This window comes from Brachybacterium sp. AOP25-B2-12 (genome assembly GCF_052378625.1).
Classification (GTDB): Bacteria; Actinomycetota; Actinomycetes; order Actinomycetales; family Dermabacteraceae; genus Brachybacterium.
This window is the reverse complement of sequence record NZ_JBQSXW010000030.1, coordinates 1-22152: the sequence shown is the minus strand read 5'-3', so window position 1 is coordinate 22152 and position 22152 is coordinate 1. Positions and strand designations below refer to the sequence as shown.

Below are 22152 nucleotides of genomic sequence, written 5' to 3'. Positions count from 1 at the left end.
ATTCGCGGCCGATCGGCCGGCTACGCCGGCCGTAGCTGGAGCAAAAACAACTCCCCGAGTGCGGCTCGCTGAATAGGCCACGGCCTGCACTGATGGGTGGACCGCGCCTCTGGTTGGTGCCTCGAGGCTGGCTGCGCCGTGTGGGTGATTCGTAGTTTCGTACCCTCGTATTTCCGTATGCTCGTATGTTCGGGATTCGCTAGAAATCGAGTGCTCTCGCCCGTAGTATTGACGTAACTGTTACCCGGAAACGAGGGCGCTGTGAAGGTCTACTCCGTGCAAGAGATCGCCGATCATCTCGGGGTGAAGGCTGAGACGGTCCGGTGGTGGAAGAGCCAGGACCCGGCCTTCCCTCCCGTGACCCAGGTGGGGCGTAGCTGGGGGCTCACCGCGGACCGCCTCGCGGCGTGGGAGGCCGTCAGGAGCTCCGATGGTGGCAGCGGCCACGGTGTTGCTGCCGACCGGGCTGGTGCGGCTCCAGGAGCTCGTCCTGTGTGGACTCCAGCGAGAGTCGAGGCCCTGCTGCGCCTGGTGTGCCTGCGAAGGGACGTCCTGGCGCGGACTCGGCGTGACCTCGCGGCCGGCATGGGGGTCCATCCCTCAACCGTGCGCCGATGGTTGCGGCGCCGCGGCAGCTGGAAGGGGGCGCCGGCTGCTATCCCCCAGGGGCGCCTCGAGGAGCTGCTGCGGGAGGTTGCGGTGACGCCGGCCGATGCCGAGCGGGAGGCCTTCCAGGAGAGCAATGCACACAAGGCGCTGGCGCGCCTGAGGGCCGGGCGCGTGCCGCTGGCCCCGTGGCGTGAGCAGCAGTGGTTGGTTGAGCATCGTGTGTGGGTCGAGGACCGCCCCGAGGGCAGCTCGGCAGTGCGGCTGACCCGTGTGGGAACCCGCCGAGATCGCGCGGAGCCGGGGGCCGAGAACGTGCGATCGCTCATCGTGGCCAATAGGTTCGAGGCTCAGCTGGTGAAGGCGGCCGTGTTGCGGGAGGTCTCGCCGTGGAGGGTGAGGCTGCCTGGGCTCCCTGGTGGTGCCGAGCGCTGGATCAGTGGCGCGAAGGTGCGCCCGTTGGAGGTTCTGCACGAGGACGCGGCGCGCAGCGGGCGTGGCCGGGGTAGAGCGTGAGGAGAAGGTGATGGCAACGACCGGACCGAACCTGTACGAGGTGCTAGGGATCAGCCCTGGGGCCTCGGCTGCCGAGATCAAGGCCGGGTACCGGAAGCAGGCTCGCAAGACCCATCCGGACGTTGTTGGCGCCGGCATGAACGGCCTGTACCTCATGGTCCAGCACGCCCACGAGGTGCTAGCGGATCCCGCGCGGAGGCGCGAGTACGACCGATCGATGGACGGAGCTTTCTCGGAGCCCGCCGAACCGCCACCCTCGCGACCCTCGGGCGCTCGAGAGCACCGGGAGGAGTCGGCGCCACGGCGTGACTGGGTTGCTGGGGAACAGGTGCCTGAGAGCCAGTACAGGGGCCCTCTGCCGCGCGAGGGGCACAACCTGGGCAAGATGCCCTGGATCGAGGCGTTCGACGGCGTGGAACGCTCCAGTGTCACGATCGCCCGGCCGGGGCTGCGCCGGTGGCAGATCGCCACGATCGTAGGGATCGCGGCCCTCGGCGCCTTCGCGCTCATCGCAGTGAACCCCTTCGTCCTGTTCCTGCTGGGGCTCGGCGTGTTCGGGGTCGCGCTCATCTGGGTCTTCCGGAGGTTCCCTCGCTGGCTGACGCTGGTGATCGGCGTCCTGGCGGCACTAGCTGCGGTCGTGAGCGTCCTTGATGCCGTCCTGGAAGCCAGGAACTGGGGCCTCTCGATCGCCGGCCTCGTGGGGTCACTGGTGATGATCGGCGTGATGTGGTGGTCCGTCTACGCGATCAGAGTCCGCGAGCGGCAACTCGTCTCGCAAAAAGACATCGCCCAGTTCTTCTCCTGGGGTGAGCCCGGAGGAGGCCTCGCAGGTGCCGAGCATGCTTTCGGACTGGACAACACGATCGACGGGATCGAGGGAGAGCGCCTTACCGCTGCTGAGATCGGCTACTTCCTCGGATCGATCCCTGGGGTGCGGCTCGTCAACGGTCTCGCGTTCCCTGGCAGCGATAGCGCGGACGTGGATCACGCGATCATCTGCGGATCTCGGATCGCTCTGGTGGACTCCAAGGCCTGGAAGCCGGCGACCTACGCCACGGTCGCCGGCCAGGATGCGATCCGCGTGCAGGGACGAGACGGGTGGACCTACTTCCCATCCCACATGACCACAGCGGTCTCCTCGTTCCGCACGAAGCTAGGGCGTAGGCACCGGGACGTAGAGATTCGCGGATTCGTAGTGGTCCACCCGAAGAGCACCACGCCGCAGCTGCATCTCCTCAACGACGATGCCGAGGGAGTGCAGCTCGTGACCGCCTCTGAACTGATCGAACAACTCGGCCTATGGTTCACTGCCGATGAGGCCGGAAAGACCGTGGACCGCAAGGTGCTCTCGGAAATGGTCTGCCAGATCAAGGCGCGATAGCTGACGAGAGGATCGAAGTCGATGAGCGTTCAGCGAGAGGTCAGGCCCGTGAGGGGTGAGGGGGGTGGCTCCGTCCACTCGAGCGGCGCTATGCCCCGCAGTATCCGGGCATTCAAGGTGGTTGCCGCATTATGCCTCTTTTTCGGTGGGGTGCTCTCTGTGGCACTTCCGTTCAGCTTTCTGGTTCCGGAGCGCTTCTGGGACGCGAACGCTATCGCACCATCTGGGGTCACGCGGGGCGCTGCGGCAACAGCGCTAGTCCCGGCCGTCATTATTAGTGTCACCGCCCTCCATCAGTGGAGGGCTAATACAGCAGATGGGTTTGCGTCCACGCAGAAGATCGCGCTCTGGAGCGGGGCCGTTGGGGCTCTTTTAATGTTCTCGGGTTGGACTCAGTTGACGAGGGATGCGCAGGAAGGTTTTGTTGGCTCGATCTTCCTGCTGTTGTTCGCGGGTGGCGGTGTTCTTCTGGAGCCTGTGGTCCGGTGGAGTAAGGGCCGGGAGGACCGGGAGCGGCAGGTTGAAAGCCAGCGAGTGCTTTGTGAAGCCGTCAAGGAAGCCCTAGGGCCAAATTGCTTGGATACCGAGGCGCCGGCGCGGTGCGGGGCTCGCAGGGATGGTTGGCGGCGGCGACTTTCGCGTTGGCGGAGTGGCAGCTAATTCGAGCGGGGCTTCACTGGTCTTGCCACTGGCGACAGGTTAGATGTTTATCGAAAAGGGGAGCGCGAGAGAATGAAATCATTGGGCGAGAACTTTGAGTGTTCGGATCGATTGACGGAGGAACCGTGAAGATTAAAGCTATTGGGCAAGAGATCTGCAAGCAATACAAGGAAATGCCCAACGTTACCAGAACGTTTCGCGCAGGCGTAGACTTGGTCTACTTCGTCAACGCTTTAATGTCTGGTTACATGATCGCGATCGTGTTTGGTCTAAAGGTGATAAAAGAAGAGGAGGTTCATGTAGCGGCCGATACAGTTAGTCGCATTCTCTGTGGAATCGCCGCGTCTGTTACATTAATCATAATGGTGATAGCGCTGAATCTAAGGGTTCAAGCGGATTCTGATTCCTGGAAAGCTGAACAGAAAGTTTTGGCCGCGGGAGGTGCGGCAGGCGTGTTCATCATCTTCACTATTGCGGCGAATGAGGAAGCGGAAACGGCTTTCGGTGCGGCTGGCTCCGTCTTCCTGCTCTTGTTCTTGGCGAGCGCTCTACTGCTTGAGGTTCCGATTCGGTGGGCGCGCGAAAACGAAGAGGAAGAAAAGAAAAACGTTGAGGACGAGGTGGTTAAAGAAATAACACAGGCCCTCAAGGAAGGGACGGAGACACTCAGAGAAGTGCGGGACATAATGGCAAACATAAAGAATGTCCGTCCCAGACGAAGAGATGATGCCGACACATTGGGCGCCGACGAAATAAAATAGCGCTAGGGAGATGTGCAAGCGGCTGAGGCAATCTACGGGCCAACTGATCTTTAGCCGCAGGAGCACAGGAGCCGTTCATCCATGCATTCTCAGTCGAGTTTTATGTGGCCGATGTTCTCGAACGTCCAGCCGGGGACGTAGTTCGCGGAGTGGTGCTGCTCGAGCCACTGGGTGACGGCTTTGTCGCCGCCCTTCTCGTAGGCGTCGAACATCGCGTCGATGTCGGTGCCGCTGAGCTCGAGGCTGACGGTCCGCATGCGGGAGTAGCCCTTCCCGCCGCCCTCGGGTCCCTGGAGGCCGTGGGTGGTGAGCTTGGCGGATTTGCGGGAGGCGAACCGTGAGCGGGACTGGTCCAGGGCGGCCTTGCGGCCCTTCTTGGTGGTCGTGGACTGCCGGGCCTTGGTGCGGAGGTTGGAGAGGTGGTCGGCGCGGGGGGCATTGCGCTGCTTGCGGTCTTCGCCGGCGATCCACCGCTGGACGGTGCGCTGGCTGACGCCGAGCTCTTTGGCGGCTGCGCGGGTGTTGGGGCCTCCCCTGGCGTTGGTGCCGAAGGCGGACGTGAGCATGTCGCGGACACTGCCGGTGGGTGAGCCGGCCCGGCCGGTGAGGCCCTTGAAGATGTTGACGTTGGGCATCGCTCATCACTCCTTCGTGGGGTTCCAGTCGGCGGGGTCGATCAGCAACGCCTTGCCGCGCCAGTCGTGTCCGGTGAGGAACCCGATGTGGTCGGTCAGGAGTGCGGATCCCTCGTGCTTGTACTGGCCGAACCCGCGGCCGAGCTTGCGGGGGTCCCCGGGCCACGAGGCGATCGGGTCGGGGTTGTCCGAGAGGTAGCAGATCGTGTCGGTGCCGATCGCGATGGGCCACTGCCCGCTGTCGGTGCCGTTCTTGGCGACGGTCCGCAGGATGTTCGCGCGGGACCGGGCGATGATCAGGTGGCGCCAGTCCGGGGCGAAGCCCTGCTTGCCCTTCATCCACGAGGTGGAGCCCATCATGCCGATCATGCGGGTGTAGACGGCCTTGAGGGCGTCCAGGGCGTGCTCGGTGTTGAGGTACTCCAGGCGCTCGGCTTCCTCGACGGGGTCGGCGAGTCGGGCGAGCTTGTCGAGGAGGTTGGTGCGTCCGGTGCGGATCTGCTCGTAGAACGGCTGGAGGACCCGGCCGTGCTCGGGCCACACGTAGGCCTCGTGGATCTCGGGGTCATACCCGTCGGCCTGGGCGAGATCGAGGGTGGGAGTGGTGACCCACACGGGGTGATCGGGGGCCTTGGTGCCGCCGGGGGCCAGCGGGTTGGGCATCCGCCAGTCGCCATTTTCAGGGACGGTGATCAGCCAGTAGCCGGGCAGGGTCTTGTCGAAGTAGCCGCCGTCGGGACGGTGGACGGGGGTGCCCAGGCCCAGCTCGAGCGACGCGGCGCCGGCCATGTAGGAACCGCCGCGGTCGAAGGCGTGGAGGTAGCGCTTCGCGGCCTCCTGCTCGCTGGGGACACGGGACCAGTCGAGATCTCGCTCGGTGTTGGAAGCCTCGGCCGGCGGGACGGGGTCGTGCGGAGCGAACAGCTCGGAGACCTTGAGGTGCCGCTTCTCGCCGCTGGCTGTGGTCACGTCCATGCCCTTGCGGCGCAGCTTGACCGCGAGGTCGATCCCGGTCTGCCCGGGGTGCATGTACGTCGGGATCCCGATGGCGTTGGCGGCGTCGCGGATCCGCTCGGCGAGCTCTCCGGGCGCGGGGTTGTCGCCGATCATCGGGTAGTCCTCGGCGAGGGCGCTCATGATGACGAGCATGGCCAGAGGGGACTTGTCGTCCTCACGGAAGACGCGCGTCCAGTTGCTCAGCGATGTGCCCTTGCCGCCGACGCGGTACCCGGCGCGCTGCGCGCGGGTGATCAGCTCGTGGCCGCCGGTCAGCTTCGTCAGGTTCGAGCGGATCTCGGAGGGATCATCGCCGAGCTGGTCGACGGGCAGGCCGAGCTTGAGGGCCGCGGCGTGGGTGATCCACAGCTGGCCGGTCTCGCGCAGACCATCGTTGTCATGTCCGATCCGCAGCGCCGGGACGAGCTCGGCGAGCTGTCCGACGTGGGTCAGTTCGGGCCAGGCGTGGCGCTTGCCGTCGGGGGTGTAGATCGCGTCGACGTCCAGGACCGCGGCGGGACCCACCAGACGAGCGGGAGCGGCCTCGGACTGGACGACATGGAGCCGCTGGGGCGGCGCTGTCGGCTCCGGGGCGACGGTCTGGGCAGCAGGAGCCGCCTGCCGCGGCTGGACGGCAGGAGTGGCCTCTGGCTGGGGTGCCAGTGCCACGGCGCCGTGGGTGGTCGTCCGGGCGGCCGCGGGCTGCTGGGAGGGCGCCGGCGAGGGGCTGGCGGGCGTTGATCCGCGCCGGAGGGGTGTCGGGCCGGTCGGGGCTGTCTTGCCGAGGAGGCGGGGATCGCCGCCCTCGTCGTCCTCGGGGAACAGCTTGGCCAGAGGGATCACCAGGACGCGTTGCCGCGAACCGATTGCCGAGATCTTGCGGGTCTTGGTCATCACAATCGAGCCGTTAGCTCGAGGTGCGTCCGTCTCGAGGATCCCCTCGTCGTACAGGGCGCGCTTGGCGGTCGCCTCGTCGAGGTCGATGGTGATGTCCAGGGCCGATCGCGTCTGCGACAGCACCTGGGTCATCGCGGTGGGCATGACGTACAGCTCAGGTCCGCTGTCGCCATCGGGGTTGATCCATCCCAGCAGGGTCCCGCGTGCCTCGACCCGGTCGGAGGTCACACCGCCCAGTCGCCGCCAGCCCAGGCGTGCGGCGAGCGGGAAGACCGGTGCGCCTCCGTCGCCGACGTCGCCGACGTAGCCGATCCCGCTGAGGAGTGCGTGCTGGAGCATCTCGCGGACGCGGCCGCCGGTGGAGGTGGGGATGTCGGGGTCCACGGTGGCCTGCCAGGCCTCGAACAGCGACTCGTCGAGCTTCTCCATCCAGTGCTGGGCCTCGGCGTCGTCGAGGGCGCCGACGTCGAGGAGGAACTCCAGGAAGAGCTTGAACCCGGCCCACATCTGGGTGATCGCGGCGCCGGGACGCTCGTCGGGGTTCCCGCGGGTGAGGTAGTGCTGCTTGAGGCGGTGCAGCTCCGCGGCGGAGTCGAGGTCGGACCGCTCACGGATGAGCTGGGGGTCGTTCTTGGCCAGCCAGTGGATGAAGCTGCTCATCAGCAGGGTCCGCTGGAAGCGGGGGGTGCCGGTCGACTGTTCCTTCATGAGGTCGACGGAGATGTCTCCGGCGCGCAGCGGGAGGGGGAAGGTGCGCTGCTGTCCGGAGCCGGCCTCGGGGGCGAACTCGGAGGTGAACAGGCCCGACGCGTTGGGGCGGACGCCGGGGGTGACATCGCTGCCGTCGCGGCTGGAGCGGGCGCGGCCGGTGCGCTCGGACAGCAGGCGGGCGTTCTCCTTGAGCGCGCGCTGGGCGTAGCCGACGCCCTTGTCGGGTGCGGCATCGTCAGCCCACCACACGCAGTCCTTCATCCGGGAGGTGCCAATCCGGGTGGCGTTCGTGGTGTCGCCGTTGCCGGCGAGGCTGGTGCAGGGGTTCTTGTAGTGCCAGGTCTCCCCGAAGAAACTCATGGCCCAGGCAGACAGCGAGGACTTCAACGTTCCAGGGACGCCCACGAGGATCGTGATCATCGGGTTGTGACCGATCACGGATCGCATCATGAAGCCCAACAGGGGGATCACGACGCGGGAGGGGACCTGGTCGACCATCGTCTCGATCGCGGTGAAGGCCTCGCGGATGTCGTCGGCGTTGGTGGTGGGCGGCGGCAGCAGGACGCGGTTCAGAGGGGCGTCCAGGGCGACGGGGGCGTGTTCGTTGCCGTCCTTGGTGATGATCCCTCCCGCGTGGACGTAGGCCCACGAGGTGGTGCCGTCCTGTGCGGTGCGGCGGCGCCAGCCAGTCCCCCGGTACATCGTGCGGGCCTTGTAGCCCACGGACACCTGGGTTATGGCGCGAGCGACCTCGGCACGGCCGTTGTTGGTCGCGGCGTAGTCGACGGCGAAGTCGAGGCGCTCGAGCCACTTGCTGGATGCGAAGTCGTCGGCGGCGACCTTGGTGATGATCTGCTCGCCGGACAGCGGATGGGTGTACGCGACGAGGTACTGCTTGAGCTCGCCGGTGCTGGTCCGGGTCTCCTGGAGTCCGTCGAGGGATGCCTGGGTGATCTCATTGATCTTGACCTGGTCGACGAAGTCGGCCTCGTCCAGGAGCTCGTTGGCATCCCTGGCGACGATCCTCGCGTCGAGGTCCAGGATCCGCTTGAGCGTGCGGGTGTAGCCCTCATCGCCCTTGGACGGCTTCCACTCCTCCTTGCAGATCTGCCCGTTGATCAGCACGTACTTGGGTGCGGAGATCTCGATGTCGAGGTACTCCCCCGGTCGCTCCGTGCGCGGGGCAGACGCGGGCTCGACGAGACGAGGCGCGGGTGCCAGGTTCGACGGTGACGGCGCGTCGTGCACTGACGGTGTCGGGGCCGCCGCGGGTGCGGGCGCGGGCACCTCGCTGGGGGCCTGGAGTGCGGGCGGGATGTCCCGACCGGTGTCCTCGTGGAGGGTGCGGGCCAGCTGGATCCCCCGTGCGTGTGCCGTCCGCGCTGCTCGAGCTGCATCGTCTGCCCACGGCGTCTTGGCGGCCGCTGCGCACCGCTCGACGGTTGTCAGGGTCTCGGTGAGGCGCTCGAGGCGGACCTCGGTCTCGATGGTCCATCGCGTGGCGCGCTTGCGGTGGGTCTCGGCGGCCTTGGGGGCGTGCTCCTCCCGCTCCGCAGCGATCTCGAGGTGTGCGCGGGCTTCACGCTCGGCTTCGATGATCCGATCCAGCTGAGCATCCAGATGCGACGCTGCCGCCCATGCGGCCAGCTCGGGCAGGGACACCTCGATGAGATCGGCGAGCGTCCCGCCATCATCGACGTGGTCGGTCAGGTCCGTCTTCGCGCCGGGAGTCCGCGGGAGGTAGGCCCGGACGTCAGCGCGGTCCGACAGGGACTCGAGCAGCTGCACGCCCCGGCTGTATCCAGCGCCGTCGCGGTCCAGGACGATCCGGATTGTGCCGCCCTCGAGCAGGTCGAGCATCTGCTCTGACAGCGACCCGGCGCCGCCGGCGTTGGTGGCGGCCACGACGCCGAGGCGCTGCTCGGCGGTGTGCACGTCCTTCTCGCCCTCGAGGATCCAGACGGTCTCGTCATCGGTCAACGCGTCGACGAGCTCGGGGGCTCGGTACCAGGTGGGCTCGAACCCCTCGGGCTTCTTGGTGACCCTGCCCTTGGGGGTGAAGTAGGCCTGCGTGAAGGTCTTCTTGTGCTCACCGGCGCTGTTCACGGCCTCCTTGCGGACGACCTGCTGGATGACCTCGCCGTCGGGGCGGGCGTAGTCGTAGGCCTCCACCGGCTGGAAGTCGAGGTCTTCCACGGGGGGACGCTCGGGTGCGGCGATCAGTGCCGGAAGGGGCCCGATTCTCCCCCAGCGCTTGCCGGTACGACGACGGGTGGTGGATCGGCCGACGCGCTCCTCGCGAGGGGGCAGCGGGCGATCGAAGAGGTCGGTGAGCTCAAGGCCGAGACCGGCCGCGAGGTCACGCACATCGGCCTGGCATCCGAAGCACCGCAGGAGAACTCGTCCATCGTCCCCGGGCACGTACGTGACGTGCAGAGATGCTTCGTGGTCGTCGTGGATCGGGCAGCGCGCCTTGAAGTCCGCGTGGGTGCCCTTCATCGGGTCCCCACGCTGGGCGAGAGCATCGCGCACACGGTGCAGTGACGCCTGGTGCCGCGGCGTGTCGTCGCCCGCAGTTCCTTGCATGAGCAGGGTCATCGAGTATCCTCGTGAAAGTGATTCAGGTTCCGCTTGGAACCCCTCATTACAGGTCCTCTTCCGGCGCCAACCTCGGAGGACTCAGGCTTCGGAAGCCCCCCACTTGCAGGTGGGGGGCTTCCTCTGTTTTAGGCAGACATGCGCTGGTCACCTCTGTCGTGGGTGCGAGCCTGCTCGCGCTCGACATAGTCCGGCAGATCGAAGGAGTGGGCGCGAGCGAGCACGGTCGTGACGTACGTCGAGACCGAGACGCCTTCGTGGGCAGCCCGCTCGGTGACGACGCGGGCAAGATCAGACGGTGCGCGAGTGACGAGACGCTCGCGATCGCCCTTGCCTGGGTATGGCATGACTCCTCCTTGGAATGAAGCTGGCACCAAACTACACGGGTGTAGTTCGGCTGCTGGCACAGCTTCAGGGCCGGCGTGTCGGCGAGACCGGTCGAGGCGTGACTCTTCATGCCCCGGTACCGCGCGCCGGGGGGTGCGCTGTGACAGGCATGGGTGGATTCGTAAGTTCGTAGGTTGGTGTCCCTCGCGCGCGCGCGTAGCGCGCACATACCCGACCCCTACGGGGCGCAAAAGTGTGCGAGCAGTGCGAGCAGCCATGAACGCGCAGGTGGGACCGGAAAAAGTGCTCGCACTGGGGTGTGCGAGCGGGGTGCGAGCACCCCCTCTGGAGGTGTGCGAGCACCGCTAAAGACGCGTCGTCCCCCCTGATTCGGGTGTGCGTCTCCGGAGACGCACACCCCGGATCTGGGGAGTCGCACGGTCGGATCTGGGGAGTCGCACGGTCGGATTGCATGGGGTATGAGCAACCCGCCGACCGGGCTTGCGGCTCGGCGTGTCGGACGAAGGTGAGACGTTGAGGTGTGCGCGCCCCCCTCCCCCTGTCTCGCGACATCACCAACCGGCTCCCCGCGGTCGGTACACCGGGTGCCCGTCCGATGGGAGACATCCCCGTGATCGCTCGGCTGGTCTACAGCGATGGGACCGAGGTCTGGCAGCCGGCGCGAGCAAATCGCTGGACTCGAACCCAGGTGCTCGTGATCTGGCTCAGAGATCCATCGAGCCCCCTCTCCACGGAGCTCTGCTGGCTTGCTGTCCAAGACGTCACCCAGGTGATCGCGGGCCGAACGGACGAGCTCGCCGCCGCCTGGGCGACGTTGCGGCGCTTCTCGGCCTCGAGACCGGGAAGCCCCCCATCGGCTCTCTGACGCAGAGGTCGGCGAGCGGCCGCGTCTGAGAGTTGAGCGTCTCCCTCGCCATGGGCGATTCGCGTGGCCGTCGCCGTGCTGTGGAGGTTCCGGGGGTACGAGCCCACGAACGTACGAGAGTACGAGCCCACGAACCTACGGGCCTACGGATTACGAACCTACGAATTACGAACCTACGAGGGTACGAATTACGAATCTACGAATTACGAACCTACGAGGGTACGAGGGTGCGAATCTACGGACTACGAACCTACGAGAGGCTGCGTGGGATCTGGGACGAGCGTGGGGAAGACGGGCATCATGTGTGCATGCCGTCAGGATCCTGGCCCCGGGAGCCGTCACCGCTGTTCTCGCGGTGGGGGAGCGAGCTCGAGCGGTGGAAGGGTGACCACGATGCGACGTCGGGTCGACGGCATGCATCGACTCGAGTGGTCGTCGAAGAGCTCTACGAGGAGCATGGGGGGATCCACGAGGCGACCACCTTGGGGGATCTGGAGTGGGTAGCACACACCGAGGCTGACATCCGTCGATCCCAGCGCGTGGCCTGGGACACCCACGCCGAACAGGTGCGTGCAGCGGCTCGCGAGGGCGGGGCTGCGGGGGCAGCCGAGGCGCTGCGCGAGTCAACGGAGTGGATCAGGCGTCTGGACCGCGATGGCAAGCCGGTGCTTGGCAACAGCCCAGCTGTGCAGCGCGTCGCGCGCGTGATGGACGAGTGCCCCGACAACCCCCTGATCCGTGCCGAGGAGGTTTGGGGCCTGTGGGAGTCCCTGGAGCTCGCCCGAGGGATTGCGGTGTCGTTGCGGGACGAGCTGCTGCTCGAGCTCGAGGAACAGGGGTGCCCTCGTCGGCAGATGTCGAGGGCGCTGGGGTGGTCAGACAGCAGGGTCCGACGTCGGCTGGAGAGGTTGCATGACGCGCGGAGGGACCTGCGCCAGCGGATCCGTCAGGGAGACGTCGGGGGAGTGGTCGACATCGAGGGTGCGCCGACTGGCCCTCGACGACTGTACGGCGGCCCGAAGGCGAAGAGCCGCCCTCTGGCCCCGTGATGGGGCGCGAGGGCGGCTCTGTAGGCCTCAGGCGGCGCTACGGCGCCCGGGGCGGGTGTTGCGGGTCGCCAGCCAGTGCTCGACGGCGGTACGCGCCATGAGGGGCCCCTGGGCGGTCTCGATGACCGGGGCCGGGAAGCCTGCGATCTTGGAGAACGCCCGGGCGCGCTGCCGGGAGACGCCGGCGAGCTCGGCGATCTCGGCGTAGCCGACGACCGCGGGGAAGACCGGCTGTGCGAGCTCACGGTCGAGCGCGTCGGAGTCGGTCACCTCGATCCCGGTGATCTCAACCGCGGGGAGGGCCTGTGCGGCGGCCGCGCGGCCGAGGGTGAGCCCGGTTGTGATCGCGGCGTCGAGGGAGTCGGCCTCGAGCGCGATCATGACCGATCCGGCCAGGCCGTCGCTGTTGATCGAGCCGGCAGGGCCGTGCTCGGACAGCTGGTCGAGCAGAGCAGCCAGGTCATCGGGGGTGGTGTGGTCGCCCGCCCAGTCCAGGCGGGCATGCCAGGTGGTGGACATGATGGTCTCCTTGTCGTGTTGTTGCTGGTCATGGGGTTGTGAGAGGGGTGTGGCGAGGTCTGAGGATCCGTTCTAGGCTGAGGGGGTCGGGTTGCCGCCCGACCCCCTCGCCGTCCTAGACGTCGAAGCCGCTCCTTCGGAGCATCGCCCTGGCGTTCTTGATGGAGCGCCAGTCGGAGTTCGTCAGGTGGATCATCACTGGGGCCCGTTCCTTGTCGGGCGGGTAGATCATCCATCCGGACTTCTTCTCGTCGATCCGCGCCCCCTGTGCCAGCAGGGTCTTGCGGAGCTTCTTCAGATCCTTGTCGATCGGGATCACCTCCTCTCTATATTGTTGTCAACGGGAACAGCGTAACAGCAACTGTTCCCGTTGACAACAGTTGGGGATGATCCTGCGAACAGGCTGGTCAGAGCGCGTCTGCTCACGATCCGCGAACCTCGTAGGTTCGTAAGCTCGTAGGTTCGTAGGTCAGGTAGTGCCCACAGGGGCAACGAGGACGAGCAGGGTTCCCAGGATCAGGCCGGGACCGAAGGGGATGTGGCCGCGGATGCCTCGTCGACGCCGAACGAGGATCCATCCCAGAGTGCCGATGCAGCCCAGCCAGATGCCAGCGAGCATCATCAGCGGGGAGACGAAGCCGCTGTAGAGGGCGAGGGCGGCGACGAGGATGACGTCGCCAAAGCCGAGGCCGCCGCGCGAGATGACGAACAGGACCACCATCAAGACGGTGGCGATCGCGCAGGAGACGGCCGCCCAGATCAGATGATCGAAGCCAACCCAGACCGCGGTGATCGGGAGTGCGACAGCGCCGGCGCCGAACAGGCCGAGATTCAGCGGCAGAGGCAGACGGGACTCGCGTGCGTCGGTGACGACCATCGGCAGCGCTAGCAGGAGGAAGAGTGCGAAGGCCGGCCAGAGTTGGGGCGTGAGGAGGTACATCGGCGCTACCTCTCCTCGAGGCTGCGGGGGCTGGGCATAGTCGCGTCCTTCATCCGATGGGCGGTCACCCTGTTACCGCGGCAAGGGTGTGTCTGTGTGACCGTTGAGGACACTCTTCCTGATGTCTGATGGATCGCACTCCTCGTCGGTGTCCGGGATGGCGTAATCCGGATCGTTCGAGTCGCCGTGCAGTGAGACAAGAGCATGTCTGCCGTGGACCGATTGGTACTGGACAATAGAAGGGACGTCGATCCGCTCGGGCGGAGAGGGAGGCCGCAGTGCCGAAGAAGCCGCACGGCCGGCTCGAGCTCACCTGGATGGGCAAGGATCTCGCGCTCATTCCGTACGAGGACGGGAAGTACGACTACGCGTGGGTCGAGCCGACCGACCCCCGAGTCACCGAGGTCCGTGCCCTCGAGGAGATTGACACAGTCGGGGAGGCTGAAACGGTCCGTGACGCGGACGGACACATGGTCGCGGCGGGTGCTGACGCCAACCTCCTGATCGTCGGCGACTCAGGTGACGCCCTGCGTTCCCTCGGCATGATCCCCGAGTACCGGGACCGGTACGAGGGCCAGGTGAAGTTGGTTTACATCGACCCACCTTTCAACACCGGCCAGACCTTCGACCACTACAGCGACCAGATGGAGCACTCCGTCTGGCTGACGTTTATGCGTGACCGGATCCGCGACATCAAGCCGCTCATGTCCGCTGACGCCTCGATCTGGGTCCATCTCGACGATTCAGAAGTTCACCGGATGCGGGCGCTGCTCGACGAGGAGTTCGGCGCAGAGAACTTCATTGCGGACGTTCAATGGCAGCGCTCTTACTCTCCCAGGAACGATGCGAAGGGTATCTCGCTGGTCACCGATACGATCCTCGTTTACCAGTCCTCTGAGGCATGGGCGCCGAATCGTCTGGATCGGCTTGCGTTCTCGAACAAGAGGTTCAGCACGAAGGACGGGGACCCCGTCGCGTGGTACGACGGCGACGCGACAGCGCCCAAGGCAAAGACCAACCAGCCAATGGTGTACGCGATTCAGAGCCCGGTCACCGGGGAGCTGATGTATCCGACACCTGGCAGATGCTGGAACCGAGGTAAAGCTGAACTACTGAGCATCATGTCCCAATGGGCTCCCTACGAGCTTCGAGATATCGATGATGCGGAGGAGCGCGCGCGGCGATGTGGGGTGCGGGCCGATGAGGTTCTACCTGGTGTCGAGGCGATGATGCTGTCGGTTCCGCTGGCGGAAGCGAATCGGATCGCAAGCGAGCGTTACGAAGCGGGCTCCTGGCCGGAGTTCTATCTGACTGGGCCCGGCGGGACACGAGGGTTGCGCAGGAAGACGTGGCAGTCGAATGTGCAGGAGGGTCGGACCCCGACGAACCTTTGGACGTGGAAGGAGGTCGGACACAACGACACAGCAAAGAAGGAGATCAAGAGCCTCGTCCCTGGGGAGATTCCCTTCTCGACCCCAAAGCCGGAGCGTCTCCTTGAAAGGATCATCCGCATCGGCTCGAACCCGGACGATCTGGTGCTGGACTGCTTCGGGGGATCGGGGACAACGGCGGCCGTCTCGCAGAAGATGGGTCGCCGTTGGGTGACGGTCGAGCTGTTGGAGGAGACGGTCGAGACGTTCATCGTGCCGCGCGTGACGAAGGTGATCGACGGAACTGATGCCGGCGGTGTCTCGACACGCACTGAGCGCGTTGCAGCTGATGGGGTGGAACTCCCGGACGGGATGACACCGGAAGAAGCGCAGTCGTTCAACTCGGCGCTCACGAAGGCTGCCGCCGGCGTCGAGCTAGCGGTCGATGTGGCCGCCGAGACCGCGCGCCTCGCCCGCGCGGCGAAGAAGAATGGCGAGTCCGATCTCTCCGACGACGAACTCGCGACCCTCGCCCACCTCTCCTCGAAGCTCGCCAAGACCTCCGCGACGAGCATCGACGTGTCTACGAAGGTCCTGGCCCCGCTGCGGGCCGCGACAAAGACCCGGGACGCGAAGACGGTCCGGTGGTCCGGCGGCGGCGGGTTCACCATTGCCCGGCTCGGCCCATCGATGTACGACGTCGAGGACGGCCCGGAGGGGCGCACTGAGGTGTACCTGTCGCAGGCGGCGACTAACGGTGCCTGGTCCGCGGCGATTGCCGGCCAGCTCGGCTACCGGCGCACGGCGGAGCATCCCGTGTTCGCGGGCGTGAAGGGCAGGGAGCGGCTCGCGGTGATCGACGGGGTCGCTGATGAGGCCGTGATCCGTGATCTGCACGCTCATCTCGGTGAGGGTGAGACCGTGATGGTCGTCGCGAAGGCCGCGCTCGAGGATGCTGCGGCGCTGCTGCGTGAGCTCGCCCCCGGTTCCACTCTCCGTGTCGCGCCGGCCGGACTGTTGCAGAAGGGAGCGGTCATCCGATGAACCGCACCGACATCACTGTCGACGACCAGCTGATCGAGCAGATCTCGTCCCGCTTCGATCTTCGCAAGCCCAATGAGGCGGCGCTGCGCAAGGTCGTCGCCCAGGTTGCGGAGCCGGAGCGACGGTTCGTCACCGCCGGTGGGTTCCCGGAGATCGTGGCGGACCTCGCCACGGGCGTCGGCAAGACCTACCTGATGGCTGCGCTGGTCGAGTACGCGGCTCAGCAGGGTGTCCGCAACGTCCTGGTCGTCACGCCGAACTCGACCATCCAGCGCAAGACGATCGCGAACTTCGACACGGCGTCGGCGAAGCACGTGCGTGGCGCGGAGATTACGCCGGTGGTGGTGACACCGGACAACTTCCGCACCGCCCAGACGGGGGCTCAGCTGCGGGACCCGCACCGGTTGAAGGTGTTCGTGTTCAACGTCCAGCAGCTCACGAAGCCTACCGAAAAGACCTCGAGGCGCACCCGCACTCCGGATGAGGTGCTCGGGCAGGCACTCTACGAGCACCTCGAATCGGTGCGGGACCTGATCGTAATCGCGGATGAACACCACGTGTATCGGGAGCAGGCGGCGAAGTTCTCCGGCGCCGTCCGCGACCTCAGCCCACTCGCGCTCGTGGGCCTGACCGCGACCCCGGATCGCACTGATATCCCCCGCATCGCGTTCGAGTACACGCTGGGGGAGGCGATCGCCGACGGGTACGTGAAGATCCCGGTGATCGTGTACCGCCGCGGTGGGATCAGCTCAGACGAGGTGCAGCTAGGGGATGCGGTCGCGCTGCTGGAGCGGAAGGAGCGCTCATACCGGGACTACGCCGCCGCGTCGGGGGAGTCGCCGGTGCGTCCGGTGCTGTTCGTCGTCGCGCAGACTGTGGCTGAAGCGAACCGGATCGGCGACCTGCTCGCGGGGGAGGGGTTCATCGGCGACGGCGGGCAGGTTCTCGTCATCACGGAGCAGTCCTCGAACGAGGCGCTGGCGATGCTCGACGACGTCGAGTCACCGACCTCCCCGATCCGCGCGATCGTGTCAGTGAACAAGCTACGCGAAGGCTGGGACGTCAAGAACATCTCGGTGATCGTGGCGATGCGGAAGCTGGCCTCCGAGTCGCTGACCGAGCAGATCTTGGGCCGCGGGCTCCGCCTGCCATACGGGCGACGGACTGGCTGGGATGATGTGGATCAGGTGGACCTTGTTGCCCACGACAAGTGGGAGAGCCTGCTGGCACAGAAAGATGTGCTGAAGCAGCGCCTGCTCACCCCGTCGGTCCGGATTGAGGTGGGCGACGACGGTGGTGCCCGGTCGAGCGAACCGACGCAGGAAGAGGCTGATGCGGCGCGCGAACATGCGCGTCGTGGTGGTGCTCGCCCGGACGTCGGTCTGGATCTGCCGGGACCCTCATCAGGGACGGAAACATCGCCTGGTGGGTCGGACGCTGCGCTGGGCGGGTGGAGCCCCGGAGCGTCCGGCGTTGGCGCGGGCATAGGCCCGCGACCGGAGGGCGCGGACGGACTCGGCAGCCTGGAAGGATTCCTGGTCCGTGAGAATAGAGGCGGGCCTGAGGGCGTGCCCGAGCCGGAGCGGCCTGTCTCCACGTTCCGGCGGGAGGGCGCACCGCAGATCGTGTTCCCGCGCCGCGACCGGATTGTCGAGGCGGGACAGTTCTCCGTCGCGGAGATCCCCCACGCGCGGGGCCGGGAGAAGGGGCGGCGCTTCACGGACACCGCTGTGATCCCACTGCACCGAACCGAGGTCGACGCCGCTCGTGAGGGCGAGGATGTCACGATCACGACCCGGGACGTGGAGGAAGCTCAGGCCCGTCAGCAGGCGGTGAAGATAGACACCGTGCGGGAGGATCTGATCGAACGGGTCATGCGCCTGCCGATGGTGCAGCGGACCCGTCCGGAACGGAACGCGACCGCGTCGCTCGTCGATGCGTTCCTGGCAGGTGCAGGGGAGAAGACGAGCGAGTGGAACGACACTCGTTTCCGTCAGGCAGCCGGAGGGCTCGAGGCGCTGGTGCGGGAGGAGGCAGTCAAGACCCGTCCGGTAGTCACGCACCGGATCACTGAGGTGGTGCTGCCCGTTGAGCCGGTGGGCGTGCTCGTGTCCAAGGCGCTGCGCGTGGACGCGGACCCGTACGTGAAGGGCGCCCTGTTCGGCGGGTGGAAACGGTCGATCATGCCGTACGCCTCGTTCGACGCGAAGAACACCGAGTGGGAGATCGCCGCGATCCTCGAATCCTCCTCGAGCGATGTCGCCCACTGGCTGCGCCTGCCGTCCACGGGCGAGGTCCACATCCCGTGGGATGGTGGCCGCTACTACCCGGACTTCATCGCGATCGACGCTGCGGGCGTGCGCTGGCTGATCGAGGGGAAGGACGACGGGAGCATGCGCCGCAGCGATCCCGAGGTGATTGCCAAGAAGGAGACTGCGGAGGCGTGGGCCCGCCACGTGAATGCGCAGGATGTCTACGGCACGTGGCGGTACCTGTTCGTCACCGAGTCGGACGTGACCGGATCGAGCGGGTCGTGGGACCTGCTGAAAAGCGCAGCGTTGGAGGGCTGATCCTTGGCCGGCGGACGGCGAAGATCACGGGGCCGGACAATCGTGGGGTGGTCAGCCTCCGAAGGAGAGGACTGTGCCGATGAGGGCGACGGATAGCTCCTCGTCGGGGTACTCCGCGCGGACGTAGTCCACGGCATCGAGGTACTGCTGCTTCCGCTCAGGGGTGAGCTCATCCCAGGCGTGCCGGTCGGCGTCGGTCACGAAGTCGGGGTAGGTGGCGGTCTGGTCAGCAGCGCTCATGACGTGTGTCCTGTTCTGGTGTACTCGTCGGCTTCATCGTAGTCCTGGAACGATCTCGGTTCGGGGCGGCCGAGTTTCTCATATTGGTCCTGCGTCACCATGAAGGTGATATCGGGTTCTCCGCGAGGTGGGGCGACCCTGCTCATGGCCGAATAGTCCCAGCCGTCGGGCGCGAATTCTCGGTTGAAGGGGATCGAGGCGACCTTGACGAAGCCGCTTCGGGCGTAGATCTTCGGCAGGAACGTGTCGAAGCACTCGAGGTGTGTTCCGCCGCGCTCTGCTGCGATGGGCAGCAGGGCACGCGTCGCGCCGCGGCTGCTGCCGTCGGAGTACACCGCCGAGATCTCGCCACTGTGGCGGACGGCCGCGCCGGCGCGGCCGTCCGCCAGCACGAGCATCGTGTGGAAGTCGCGTTGGAGTTCGGTGGGGGTGGCCCTGGTGACCTGCTTCCCCGCGGCGTCCTGGGTGTACCGCTCCGCGAGCCCACTGCTGTAGGACCGTGCGGATGTCGGCCCGGTGACCTCAAGAACGGTGTGCCCATGCGAGGTGTGTGCGCGCACGACGCGGAACGATCCTCCGGGCAGCGTGAGCGGCTTCCCGGTGGGGGAATCGGCGACGTAGCGGTTGATGTTCGCGGTGAGCTGCTCGGCGTCGTAGGAGCCGCCTGCGGCGGTCCGCTCGGTGATGTGCTCCTGGAGCCCGGTGCGGGTCTGGATCAGATCGGCCCGGGCGGTCTCCAGGCGCGAGGTGATCTCCTCGTGCTCGGCGGTGTCGGGTGAGGACTCGGCGAGCCGCTGCTCGAGCTTGTCGACGCGCTGGCGTTGATGCGCGTAGCAGCGTCGTCCCCCTTCGGCTTGGGACTGGCACATCGGATCTCCGTTCGGGTCACGGTGGACGTGGGCGCCGCGACGACACCCACATCCCTCTACCGCGGGTTCCCGGGGGTCGTGTGACCGCACAGCACCAACTTGTCGCGCGCGGCGGCCCGGGCTGTCACACCAGACGGATGCACGGGTGTAATAACGGTGGCATAGCGGTAGCTATGCCGGGGAAATAAACGGTATGATGGGGTGACACCTTCGGAAGGGAGGCACCCATGGTTCCCACGACATCCTCCGCCACCTCGGCCGATGCTCGAACGACCCAGAACCCGGCCTATCGGCGTGCGATCGCCCTCGACGTCCGTGAGGTTACCCGGCGTCTGAACGCCTCTCTCGGAGGGACGCTGGTCTCGGCTCTCGCCGGCTCCTCGGACACGAAGACCTCGCACAAGTGGGCGAAGTCCACCGGCCCCAACCCGCGCCCGGAGACCGTCAAGCGCCTCTACTTCGCCTACGAGCAGTGGCAGAAGGTCTCCGAGGCCGAAGGTGAGCACACCGCCCGGGTGTGGTTCATCGGAGCGAACCCCTGGCTGGGGTACGACACCCCGGTGAACGCGATCCGCGAAGGACGCCTCCCGGAGGTCGCCACCGCCGCTCAGGCCCTGGTCGACGACTCGTTCAGCGGCTGACCCGCGGCGATGACCTCGCTCGATCAGCGGACCTGCTCGCGGACCGGGCTCGCCCTCGTGGCGGGCCCGGACTCCGCGTTGCGCATCGCGCGCGAGTCCTACGGCCCTCTCAACCCGGTCCCTCGCCCACCGGGGGAGACCCCTCAGGCCTGGAGCCGGTACGACACCCCGGGCCGGACGATCTACGCGTGCGCCGACCGGCTCACGGCCTACATGGAGCTGCTGGCCTCCTACCGCACCGACGTCAACGCCGAGCGCCGCGCGCTCCAGCCGATCGCCGACGCCATGGGGCAGGACCTCGATGCGCTCTGGCGCGAGATCGTCGCCGAATGGGACGAGGCTGGCGCCATGAGGGCCAGCTGGCTGCCGCGCGCCTTTCGCGAGGGCAGGAAGCTCTACACGCTCACCTTCCCCGCCGGCTGGTGGATCGACATCACGGCCACCGAGACGATCGCCGCCCTCGAGGATCTCCTGCCCCATGCGTGGCCTACGTCCGAGGGGCTCCTGGAGGAGCCTCTGACGCTCGCGCACCTCACCGGCGACGATCGAGTCCTGACGACCGCGATCGCCACGACGCTGCGCGACGAGGTCACGCTCGACGACGGCACCCTGCCGTTGGGGATCAGGTTCCTGTCCAAGCACGGGCACCCCGCACAGGGCACCGGGATCTGCTGGGCCTACTGGATGCGCAACGTTGACAGCGGACTTGCCGAGCCGGCGACCAGGACGCACCAGGAGGAGATCCGTGAGGACGACGCTGATCTGATCGCCGTGCAGGCCTACTGCAAGATCAGGTGCCGCTGAGCTCATCGCGGTGAGGGCCACGGGAGGGCTCGTCGCTCGGCTGTATGTGGCCGGGTCGGGGGCCGGCGCTCTGGGCCTCCGGTCGGCCGGCCGCGCGGGCGATCTCCTTCCCCATCGCCTTTGCCTCTTCGCCGGTCAGCACCCTGTGCAGACCGGATGCCCGCACGACCGCAGCCGTCGCAGTCGCGTCACGCCCCGCAGCCCCTCGCGAACCTCATACCTAGTTTCACGGCGTGACCTGCGATTCTTCTCGTCCTCGCCCCCAGGGTGAAGACCTATCAGGCAGGTCAGCAGTCGTCCCTATGCCGCTGCTCGAGCTTTCCGAGCACCTGCTCCAGCTGGTGCGAGTGCTCAGCGAAGGCGGCGCGAGCGGCGATCACCGCGTCCAGAGCCTCGAAAAACTCGACGCGGCGATACTGCGGAACCGGGCTCGCCGAGAGAGCACGCAACCCCCGGGCGTAGAGGGCAGCCTGGTACACCTCAAGCGCCTGGTAGAGGTCATGGTGAGACTGCGCCGCGGTCACTCCGCACCTCCGATCAGCAGCGGCAGCATGGCGAGGTCGTCGGTGACCGGCAAGGTCGCCGACGCGATCCGCAGCGTGATGAAGCTGGGCTCGGCCCGGTCAAAGACGACCGTGGTGGCGAGGACTCGAAGGTCCCAGAGCGGCAGCCCGTTCGCGTCGGTGGCCTGTGCCGCGCCCGGGCGTCGCTTCCCGTCCGGGCTGGTCTCCCACAGGCGAACGGACTGGGGATCCACCCCCGGCAGCAGCCGCAGCGCCCCCTCGGTCGTGATCTGGATCGTGGTCTCAGCAGCCATCGTCATCGGCCTTCCATCAGTAGGTCCCCGTCTCGCGGGGCTACTAGGTAAGGCGGGCGGCGAAGTTCGTTCGCGGTGCAAGGAAAACGGCGTTTTCGCAGGTCACTGAAAATCAGTGTGATGTAGATCACGTTCCTGGAGGAAGTTCCGGTACGGGCGGCACCCCTAATTCGCCGATCCTCGCCCCTCCGCGCCGAGCGTCAAGGGCGAGACGCTGCCGCACGTAGCCAGCCCCGCGAACCCGCCGCGACCATCCGCGCAGCGCAGCATCACGCCCGCACCATCTCTTCGGGTGTGGCCCCATGGTTTCTG

Annotated in this window: 18 protein-coding genes; 8 read left to right on the top strand and 10 right to left on the bottom strand. The window is 66.7% G+C overall.

Annotated features, from left to right (window positions below):
- Window positions 1-492: 492 nt before the first annotated feature.
- The 3 genes from ACT3TZ_RS14550 (at window position 493) to ACT3TZ_RS14540 (ending at window position 3927) form a co-directional block, all read left to right on the top strand.
- A complete protein-coding gene (locus tag ACT3TZ_RS14550; RefSeq protein WP_444584152.1) occupies window positions 493-1122 on the top strand; it encodes a hypothetical protein in 630 nt (209 codons plus the stop codon).
- A 10-nt stretch (window positions 1123-1132) separates the two neighbouring features.
- Entirely contained in the window at window positions 1133-2506 is a 1374-nt protein-coding gene (locus ACT3TZ_RS14545) for a DnaJ domain-containing protein (RefSeq protein WP_444584151.1), read from the top strand.
- A 785-nt stretch (window positions 2507-3291) separates the two neighbouring features.
- Window positions 3292-3927: a hypothetical protein gene (locus tag ACT3TZ_RS14540; RefSeq protein WP_444584150.1), complete on the top strand. Its 636-nt coding sequence runs from the start codon at window positions 3292-3294 to the stop codon at window positions 3925-3927.
- Between the two features lie 89 nt (window positions 3928-4016).
- Here ACT3TZ_RS14540 and ACT3TZ_RS14535 read toward each other — a convergent pair whose 3' ends face one another.
- The 3 genes from ACT3TZ_RS14535 to ACT3TZ_RS14525 all read right to left on the bottom strand — a co-directional run bounded on the left by ACT3TZ_RS14535 (window position 4017) and on the right by ACT3TZ_RS14525 (window position 10111).
- On the bottom strand, window positions 4017-4562 hold the full coding sequence (locus ACT3TZ_RS14535) for a hypothetical protein (RefSeq protein ID WP_444584149.1): 546 nt from the start codon (window positions 4560-4562) through the stop codon (window positions 4017-4019).
- Between the two features lie 6 nt (window positions 4563-4568).
- Window positions 4569-9764, bottom strand: a complete 5196-nt coding sequence (locus ACT3TZ_RS14530; RefSeq protein ID WP_444584148.1) for a hypothetical protein — start codon at window positions 9762-9764, stop codon at window positions 4569-4571.
- 128 nt (window positions 9765-9892) lie between these two features.
- The gene (locus ACT3TZ_RS14525; RefSeq protein WP_444584147.1) at window positions 9893-10111 is read right to left on the bottom strand and encodes a hypothetical protein; all 219 of its coding nucleotides are present in this window, start codon (window positions 10109-10111) and stop codon (window positions 9893-9895) included.
- A 1174-nt stretch (window positions 10112-11285) separates the two neighbouring features.
- On the opposite strand from ACT3TZ_RS14525, the gene ACT3TZ_RS14520 reads away from it, so the two are divergent.
- Window positions 11286-12026, top strand: a complete 741-nt coding sequence (locus ACT3TZ_RS14520; RefSeq protein WP_444584146.1) for a hypothetical protein — start codon at window positions 11286-11288, stop codon at window positions 12024-12026.
- 27 nt (window positions 12027-12053) lie between these two features.
- On the opposite strand, the gene ACT3TZ_RS14515 is transcribed toward ACT3TZ_RS14520, so the two are convergent.
- From ACT3TZ_RS14515 to ACT3TZ_RS14505, 3 genes are all read right to left on the bottom strand, one after another.
- The gene (locus ACT3TZ_RS14515; RefSeq protein ID WP_444584145.1) at window positions 12054-12545 is read right to left on the bottom strand and encodes a hypothetical protein; all 492 of its coding nucleotides are present in this window, start codon (window positions 12543-12545) and stop codon (window positions 12054-12056) included.
- 115 nt (window positions 12546-12660) lie between these two features.
- Window positions 12661-12864, bottom strand: coding sequence for a hypothetical protein (locus ACT3TZ_RS14510; protein ID WP_191460790.1), 204 nt, complete (start codon window positions 12862-12864; stop codon window positions 12661-12663).
- A 150-nt stretch (window positions 12865-13014) separates the two neighbouring features.
- On the bottom strand, window positions 13015-13485 hold the full coding sequence (locus ACT3TZ_RS14505) for a prepilin peptidase (protein ID WP_191460791.1): 471 nt from the start codon (window positions 13483-13485) through the stop codon (window positions 13015-13017).
- A 278-nt stretch (window positions 13486-13763) separates the two neighbouring features.
- Between ACT3TZ_RS14505 and ACT3TZ_RS14500 the strand changes: the two genes are divergently transcribed.
- Complete coding sequence (locus ACT3TZ_RS14500) at window positions 13764-15899, top strand: site-specific DNA-methyltransferase (RefSeq protein WP_444584144.1); 2136 nt, start codon at window positions 13764-13766, stop codon at window positions 15897-15899.
- On the top strand, window positions 15896-18469 hold the full coding sequence (locus ACT3TZ_RS14495) for a DEAD/DEAH box helicase (RefSeq protein ID WP_347435053.1): 2574 nt from the start codon (window positions 15896-15898) through the stop codon (window positions 18467-18469). The genes ACT3TZ_RS14500 and ACT3TZ_RS14495 overlap by 4 nt, the downstream gene beginning before the upstream one ends.
- Before the next feature lie 51 nt (window positions 18470-18520).
- On the opposite strand, the gene ACT3TZ_RS14490 is transcribed toward ACT3TZ_RS14495, so the two are convergent.
- Together ACT3TZ_RS14490 and ACT3TZ_RS14485 are read right to left on the bottom strand one after the other, a co-directional pair.
- Entirely contained in the window at window positions 18521-18709 is a 189-nt protein-coding gene (locus ACT3TZ_RS14490) for a hypothetical protein (RefSeq protein ID WP_089066491.1), read from the bottom strand.
- On the bottom strand, window positions 18706-19578 hold the full coding sequence (locus ACT3TZ_RS14485) for a hypothetical protein (protein WP_444584143.1): 873 nt from the start codon (window positions 19576-19578) through the stop codon (window positions 18706-18708). Before ACT3TZ_RS14485 ends, ACT3TZ_RS14490 begins: the two co-directional genes overlap by 4 nt.
- A gap of 227 nt (window positions 19579-19805) precedes the next feature.
- Here ACT3TZ_RS14485 and ACT3TZ_RS14480 point away from each other — a divergent pair, with 227 nt between their 5' ends.
- Both ACT3TZ_RS14480 and ACT3TZ_RS14475 read left to right on the top strand, forming a co-directional pair.
- Entirely contained in the window at window positions 19806-20219 is a 414-nt protein-coding gene (locus ACT3TZ_RS14480) for a hypothetical protein (RefSeq protein ID WP_444584142.1), read from the top strand.
- Window positions 20220-20228: 9 nt separating this feature from the next.
- Window positions 20229-21023 (top strand): hypothetical protein, encoded by a 795-nt coding sequence (locus ACT3TZ_RS14475; protein ID WP_444584141.1) that lies wholly within the window; start codon window positions 20229-20231, stop codon window positions 21021-21023.
- Window positions 21024-21310: 287 nt separating this feature from the next.
- Here the strand turns inward: ACT3TZ_RS14475 and ACT3TZ_RS14470 are convergent, their stop codons facing one another.
- Together ACT3TZ_RS14470 and ACT3TZ_RS14465 are read right to left on the bottom strand one after the other, a co-directional pair.
- The gene (locus ACT3TZ_RS14470) at window positions 21311-21547 is read right to left on the bottom strand and encodes a hypothetical protein (RefSeq protein WP_444584140.1); all 237 of its coding nucleotides are present in this window, start codon (window positions 21545-21547) and stop codon (window positions 21311-21313) included.
- Window positions 21544-21846: a hypothetical protein gene (locus ACT3TZ_RS14465; protein ID WP_444584139.1), complete on the bottom strand. Its 303-nt coding sequence runs from the start codon at window positions 21844-21846 to the stop codon at window positions 21544-21546. Before ACT3TZ_RS14465 ends, ACT3TZ_RS14470 begins: the two co-directional genes overlap by 4 nt.
- Window positions 21847-22152: the final 306 nt, after the last annotated feature.